The organism is Kitasatospora sp. NPDC059571 (genome assembly GCF_042735675.1).
Classification (GTDB): domain Bacteria; phylum Actinomycetota; class Actinomycetes; order Streptomycetales; family Streptomycetaceae; genus Kitasatospora.
Genome location: NZ_JBHWBW010000435.1, coordinates 1 through 6,744, shown reverse-complemented (window position 1 = coordinate 6,744; position 6,744 = coordinate 1). Strand labels below are relative to the sequence as shown.

Sequence of the window (6,744 nt, the reverse complement as noted above, 5' to 3'; positions counted from 1 at the left end):
CGTTGACTTTTGGCACGCTGTTGAGTTCTCAAGGAACGGACACTTCCTTCGGACCGCCTTCCAGCGGACCCTCCGGGCGTTTCGCTCTTTCGTGTTTCCAGCTTATCAGATGTTTTCCGCTCCGTTTTCCGGAGTTTCTTTCATCGGATTGCTTCGGCCTTTCGGCGCTCCCGAACTCTATCAGAGTTCTTTCACCGGCTTTCCCGGCTCGAACTGAATTCGAGCGGTCACCGACCGGCAGTGGGGCAACTCGGAGAACATTACGCTCCGAGTCGCCCCACGTCAAACCGGGACCGGACGGTGTCAGACCTCGACGACGACCGGCATGATCATCGGCCGGCGGCGGTAGTTGTCGGCCACCCACTTGCCGATCGTCCGGCGCACCAACTGCTGGACCTGGCGGGGCTCCAGGACGCCGTCGTTGGCCGAGCGGGAGAGCGCCTCCTCCAGCTTGCCCACCACCGGGACGAACGCGCTGTCGTCGATGCCGGAGCCGCGGGCCTGGATGGTCGGGCCGCTCACGATCTTGCCGTTGGCGGAGTCGACGACGACGAAGACGGAGATGAAGCCCTCCTCGCCGAGGATGCGGCGGTCCTTGAGGGAGGCCTCGGTGATGTCGCCGACGGACGAGCCGTCGACGTACACGTAGCCCGCCTGCACCTTGCCCACGATGCGGGCGACGCCGTTCTCCAGGTCGACGCAGACGCCGTCCTCCGCGATGACGACGCGGTCCTTCGGGATGCCGGTCTTGATGCCGAGGTCCGCGGCCGCCCGCAGGTGGCGCCACTCACCGTGCACGGGCATGAGGTTGCGCGGGCGGCAGATGTTGAAGAAGTAGAGCAGCTCGCCGGCCGAGGCGTGGCCGGAGACGTGCACCTTGGCGTTGCCCTTGTGCACGACGTTGGCGCCCCACCGGGTCAGGCCGTTGATCACGCGGTAGATCGCGGTCTCGTTGCCGGGGATCAGCGAGGACGCGAGCACGACCGTGTCGCCCTCGACGATGCGGATCTGGTGGTCGCGGTTGGCCATCCGGGAGAGCGCGGCCATCGGCTCGCCCTGGGAGCCGGTGCAGACGAGCACGACCTTGTCGTCCGGCAGGTCGTCCAGCGTCTTCACGTCGACGACCAGGTTGCCGGGGACCTTCAGGTACCCGAGGTCGCGCGCGATGCCCATGTTGCGGACCATCGAGCGGCCGACGAAGGCGACCTTCCGGCCGTGCGCGTGGGCCGCATCCAGCACCTGCTGGATGCGGTGCACGTGGCTGGCGAACGAGGCCACGATGATCCGGCGCTTGGCGGTGGAGAAGACGTTGCCCAGCGCCGCGGAGATGTCCCGCTCGTGCGGGATGAAGCCCGGGACCTCGGCGTTGGTGGAGTCCACCAGCAGCAGGTCCATGCCCTCCTCGGCCAGCTTGGCGAAGGCCGGGAGGTCGGTGAGGCGGCCGTCGAGCGGCAGCTGGTCCATCTTGAAGTCGCCGGTGGCGACGACCATGCCGGCCGGGGTCCGGACCGCGACGGCCAGGGCGTCCGGGATGGAGTGGTTGACCGCGATGAACTCGCAGTCGAAGGGGCCGATGCGCTCGCGCTCGCCCTCCTTGACCTCCAGCACGTACGGCCGGATCCGGTGCTCGGCGAGCTTGGCCTCGATCAGCGCGAGGGTCAGCTTCGAGCCGATCAGCGGGATGTCCGGGTTCTCCCGGAGCAGGTACGGGACGGCGCCGATGTGGTCCTCGTGGCCGTGGGTCAGGACGATGCCGTCGATCTTGTCGAGGCGGTCCCGGATGTACGTGAAGTCCGGCAGGATCAGGTCGACGCCGGGCTGCTCGTCCTCGGGGAAGAGCACGCCGCAGTCGACGATCAGGATGCGGCCGCCGTACTCGAAGACGGTCATGTTGCGGCCGATCTCGCCGAGGCCGCCGAGCGGAGTGATGCGGAGGGCGCCCTCCTTGAGTGCGGGCGGGGCGCCGAGTTCGGGGTGCGGGTGGCTCAAAAGACTCTCCTCACGACGCACGCCATATGCCCGGGGTCGTCCGGCGACATATGGCGTGCGTCCATCGTTGGTTCCTACGTTTCAGGTGCCTCCGCGCCTTCGGTCCGGTCCAGCGACAGGCCCCGGGGGGCCCGGCGAGCCGGGGCGCGCACGTCCGTGTCTGCTACAGGTGTACCCCGCCTGCGGCCAGATCCTGCCTCAGCCGGTCGATCTCCTCCGCGGTGGCGGAGACCAGCGGCAGCCGGAGCGGGCCGGAGGGGTGTCCCTGGAGGTCGAGCGCGGCCTTGGTGAGGATCACGCCCTGGGTGCGGAAGATACCGCTGAAGACCGGCAGGAGGCTCTGGTGGACGGCGGTCGCCTTGGCCGTGTCACCGGCCGTGAAGGCCTCGATCATCGCCCTGAGCTCGGGGGTCACCAGGTGGCTGACCACGCTGACCACGCCGACGGCTCCGACCGAGAGCAGCGGCAGGGTCAGGATGTCGTCGCCCGAGTACCAGGCCAGGCCGGAGCGCGCGATCGCCCAGGAGGCGGCGCCGACGTCGCCCTTGGCGTCCTTGTTGGCGACGATCCGCGGGTGCTCGCCGAGCCGGACGAGGGTCTCGTGGCTCAGCGCCACGCCGCTGCGGCCCGGGATGTCGTACAGCATCACCGGCAGGCCGGTGGCGTCGGCGATCTCCACGGTGTGCCGGTACAGCCCCTCCTGCGGGGGCTTGCTGTAGTACGGGGTCACGGCGAGCAGGCCGTGGGCGCCGGCGGCCTCCGCCTGGCGGGCCAGCTCGACGCTGTGGTGGGTGTCGTTGGTGCCGACGCCGGCGATGACGTGGGCCCGGTCCCCCACGGCCTCCACCACCGCGCGGACCAGCTGGGCCTTCTCGGCGTCGCTGGTGGTCGGCGACTCGCCGGTGGTGCCGTTGAGGACGAGGCCGTCGTTGCCGGCGTCCACGAGGTGGGCGGCGAGGCGCTGGGCGCCGTCGAGGTCGAGCCCGCCGTCGGCGGTGAAGGGGGTGACCATCGCGGTCAGGACCCGGCCGAAGGGCGTCTGGGGGGTGGAGGTCGGAGCCATGTGTCCAAAACTACTCGTAGGCGACCGGGGGTCGGTCACGCCGGTCCACGGTTCGGACATCGGGAGCCCCGGACGGCAGGTCGGGGCCGGGCCCGGACGTGGGATTCCGATGCTGCCCGCTCGGGGGTTCAGGCAGCACCGGAATCCGTGTTTCCGAGCGTAGGGAGCGGCCCGAAGGCCTGCAATCCGGACATGCCGGACGGGCCGCCGAATGCCTATCGCCGCAGGTCAGGGAGCGACTCGGCCGTGCTTCTCGAAGGCCGCATGGGTGAGCGGCATGAGCGCGGCCCACTGCTCCTCCATCTGCTCGGCGACCATCTCGATCTCCCGCTGCGGGAAGGACGGCACGGTGGCGTTCTCCCGCTTGGTGCGCAGCGAGAGGAAGTGCATCAGCGAGCGGGCGTTGCAGGTGGCGTACATCGACGAGAACAGGCCGACGGGCAGCACGGCCCGTGCGACCTCGCGGGCGACGCCCGCCGCCAGCATCTCCCGGTAGGCCTGGTAGGAGGCCCGGTAGGACGCCTCCATGGCCTCGGAGACCACCGTGTGCTGCTCGGCGGTGCCCTCGACGAACTCGTACCGGCCGGGCTTGCCCTGCTGGACGAGCCGGCGCTCCGGGCCGGGGACGTAGAAGACCGGCTGGAGCTCGCGGTAGCGGCCGGACTCCTCGTTGTAGGACCAGCCGCTGCGGTGGCGGTGGAACTCGCGGAAGACGAAGATCGGCGCGCTGATGAAGAACGTCATCGAGTTGTGCTCGAACGGGGTGCCGTGGCGGTCCCGCATCAGGTAGTTGATCAGACCCTCGGACCGGGTCGGGTCCTCGCCGATCGCCTCCAGCGACTGCTCGCCCTTGGTGGAGACCCGGGCCGCCCAGAGCACGTCGGTGTCGGTGGCGGCGCTGCGGACCAGCTCGACCGTGACGTCGCTGCGGAACGTGGGGGTCGATTCGTCGCTCAAGCGAGACTCCTTGCTGCGTCGGTGGTGCTGTGGAGCTTGATGGCGTGCTGCATCGCCTTGCGGGCGCGCGGGGTGTCCCCGGCGTCCGCGTAGGCGACGGCAAGGCGGAAGAAGGCCCGCCAGTCGCCGGGGGCGGCCTCCGCCTCGGCCTTGCGGCGGGCGAAGACCTCGTCGGCGGAGGCCCGGTCGATCCGGCCGCCGGTGGTGCGGCGCAGCTCGTCGACGGGGAGGCCGCCCTCGGCCTCCAGCTCCCGGACGAGGCGCTCGCTGGCCCGGCCGAAGCGGACGGTCTGGCGCAGGAACCAGATGCCGATCGGGGGGATGACGAAGGCGCAGAGGCCCAGGCCGATGCCGAGCGGCTTGCCCGTGGCGACCAGCTGGACGCCCTCCCCTATGCAGAGCAGGGAGACCAGGACCAGGGCGGCGGCGAGCAGGAAGAAGCCGGTGCGGGAGGTCATGGCGGGGTCCTCAGAGGTCCAGGAAGTGTTCGAGCCCGAGGGTGAGGCCCGGGTTCTCCACGACCTTGCGGACGCCCAGCAGGATGCCCGGCATGAAGCAGCTGTGGTGCAGCGAGTCGTGGCGGATGGTGAGGGTCTCGCCGGTGTCGCCGAACATCACCTGCTGGTGGGCGAGCAGGCCGCGGAGCCGGACCGCGTGCACCGGGACGCCGTCCACGTCGGCGCCCCGGGCGCCCGGGAGGGAGTGGGTGGTCGGGTCCTGCTGCGGCGGCCGGCCGGCCTCGGCGCGGGCGGCGGCGATCAGCTGCGCGGTGCGGGTGGCGGTGCCGGAGGGGGCATCGGCCTTGCGGTCGTGGTGCAGCTCGACCACCTCGACCGACTCGAAGTACCGGGCCGCCTGCTGGGCGAACTTCATGCCGAGCACGGCGCCGATGGAGAAGTTCGGCGCGATCAGCAGGCCCAGCTCCGGGTTGAGCCGGATCCAGTCCTCGACCTCGGCGAGCCGGGCGTCGTCCCAGCCGGTGGTGCCGGTGACCACGTGGATGCCGTTGTGCAGGCAGTAGTCGAGGTTGCCCATCACCGAGTCGGGGTGGGTCAGCTCGACGGCGACGTCGACGCCGGCGTCGGTGAGCTCGGTGAGTTCGGACTTGCGGCCGAGTGCGGCGACCAGCTCCATGTCCGGCGCGGCCTCGACGGCCCTGACGGCCTCGGAGCCGATCCGTCCCCCGGCGCCGATCACGGCGACACGCAGCGTCATCTCGAACAATCCCTTCAGACCAGCAGGTCGGCGAGCCTGGCGGCCCGCTTGTCGTTGATCGGGCCGATCAGCGCCAGCGAGGGCCGGTACGCGCCCAGCACATCACGGGCGACCGCGTGGACGTCGTCCAGGGTCACCGAGGCCATCTTCTCCAGCATCTCGTCGACCGAGAGGTGGTGGCCGTAGGAGATCTCGGCCTTGCCGATCCGGTTCATCAGCGAGCCGGTGTCCTCCATGCCGAGCACGGTGGAGCCGGAGAGCTGGCCGATGGCGCGGTGCAGCTCCTCCTCGGTGATGCCCTCCGCGACGACCCGCGCGAGCTCCTCGCGGCAGATCTTGAGGACCTCCTCGACCCGCTTGGGCTGGCAGCCGGCGTAGATGCCGAAGAGGCCGGTGTCGGCGTACGAGGAGGAGTAGGAGTAGACGGAGTAGGCCAGGCCGCGCTTCTCCCGGACCTCCTGGAAGAGGCGGGAGCTCATGCCGCCGCCGAGGGCGGCGTTGAGCACGCCCATGGCCCAGCGGCGCTCGTCGTGGCGGGGCACGCCGGGGGTGCCGAGGACGAGGTGGGCCTGCTCGGTGGGCCGGTTCAGCACGGCGGTGCGCCCGGCCGTGCGAACGGCCTTGACGCCGCGTCGGACCTCGGCGGGGTGGCCGGCGGACTTGGCGAGCACCGGGGCGAAGGCCTGCTCGACCAGCTTGACCACGCGGCGGTGGTCGAGGTTGCCGGCGGCGGCGACCACGAGGTTCTCGGGGCGGTAGCGGCGGTGGTAGAAGCCGGCGATCTGGTCCCGGGTGAGCCCGGTGACGGTCTCCTGGGTGCCGAGGATCGGGCGGCCGAGCGGCGCGCTGCCGAAGATCGTCTTGGCGAAGAGGTCGTGCACGACGTCGCCCGGGTCGTCCTCGGCCATCGCCATCTCCTCGAGGATGACGCCGCGTTCGGCGTCGACGTCCTCGGGGCGGATCAGCGAGCCGGTGAGCATGTCGCAGACCACGTCGATGGCCAGCGGCAGGTCGGTGTCGAGCACCCGCGCGTAGTAGCAGGTGTTCTCCTTGGCGGTGAACGCGTTCATCTCGCCGCCGACCGCGTCCAGCGCGGAGGAGATCTCCAGCGCGCTGCGCCGGGCGGTGCCCTTGAAGAGCAGGTGCTCCAGGTAGTGGGTGGCGCCGTTGAGCACCGGGGTCTCGTCCCGGGATCCGACGCCGACCCAGATGCCGAAGGTGGCGGACCGCACCGTCGGCAGGGTCTCGGTGACGACCCGCAGGCCGCCGGGGAGCACGGTGCGGCGCACCGTGCCGGCGCCGTCGACGCCCTTGAGCAGGGTCCGGGTGGTGCCGGGGCGCTGCTTCGCCGCGGAGGCCTGGGCCACCGTGGTACCTCCAAGAACTGGGAACAACAGGGTGCGGGCCCCCCCCCGCCCGGGGCGGGGGGCCCCCTGTGGCCGGTGACACCGGTGAACACGCGTCAGCGCGCCCGCCCCCCCCCACCCCCACCAAATCCGCATGTATACACGGCCGGGGAC

At 70.8% G+C, this 6,744-nt stretch carries 7 protein-coding genes; 1 reads left to right on the top strand and 6 read right to left on the bottom strand.

What is annotated here, in order from left to right:
• Positions 1-217 (top strand): hypothetical protein (locus tag ACFV0G_RS32130; protein ID WP_380555634.1); only part of this gene is annotated, 217 nt, incomplete at its 5' end.
• An 86-nt stretch (positions 218-303) separates the two neighbouring features.
• On the opposite strand, the gene ACFV0G_RS32125 is transcribed toward ACFV0G_RS32130, so the two are convergent.
• From ACFV0G_RS32125 to ACFV0G_RS32100, 6 genes are all read right to left on the bottom strand, one after another.
• Positions 304-1,989, bottom strand: coding sequence for a ribonuclease J (locus ACFV0G_RS32125; RefSeq protein ID WP_380555632.1), 1,686 nt, complete (start codon positions 1,987-1,989; stop codon positions 304-306).
• Between the two features lie 163 nt (positions 1,990-2,152).
• Entirely contained in the window at positions 2,153-3,052 is a 900-nt protein-coding gene (dapA, locus tag ACFV0G_RS32120; RefSeq protein ID WP_380555630.1) for a 4-hydroxy-tetrahydrodipicolinate synthase, read from the bottom strand.
• A 228-nt stretch (positions 3,053-3,280) separates the two neighbouring features.
• Complete coding sequence (gene thyX / locus ACFV0G_RS32115) at positions 3,281-4,009, bottom strand: FAD-dependent thymidylate synthase (protein ID WP_380555628.1); 729 nt, start codon at positions 4,007-4,009, stop codon at positions 3,281-3,283.
• A complete protein-coding gene (locus ACFV0G_RS32110; protein WP_380555626.1) occupies positions 4,006-4,467 on the bottom strand; it encodes a tetratricopeptide repeat protein in 462 nt (153 codons plus the stop codon). Before ACFV0G_RS32110 ends, thyX begins: the two co-directional genes overlap by 4 nt.
• Positions 4,468-4,477: 10 nt before the next feature.
• Positions 4,478-5,224 (bottom strand): 4-hydroxy-tetrahydrodipicolinate reductase, encoded by a 747-nt coding sequence (dapB, locus tag ACFV0G_RS32105; protein ID WP_380555624.1) that lies wholly within the window; start codon positions 5,222-5,224, stop codon positions 4,478-4,480.
• 14 nt (positions 5,225-5,238) lie between these two features.
• Positions 5,239-6,591, bottom strand: a complete 1,353-nt coding sequence (locus ACFV0G_RS32100) for a M16 family metallopeptidase (protein ID WP_380555622.1) — start codon at positions 6,589-6,591, stop codon at positions 5,239-5,241.
• Between the last annotated feature and the right edge of the window lie 153 nt (positions 6,592-6,744).

What these genes read in the sequence shown, in the direction of transcription:
- dapB (WP_380555624.1), bottom strand. Translation starts at nt 5,224, where the DNA reads ATGACGCTGCGTGTCGCCGTGATCGGCGCCGGGGGACGGATCGGCTCC.
- ACFV0G_RS32110 (WP_380555626.1), bottom strand. Translation starts at nt 4,467, where the DNA reads ATGACCTCCCGCACCGGCTTCTTCCTGCTCGCCGCCGCCCTGGTCCTG.
- dapA (WP_380555630.1), bottom strand. Translation starts at nt 3,052, where the DNA reads ATGGCTCCGACCTCCACCCCCCAGACGCCCTTCGGCCGGGTCCTGACC.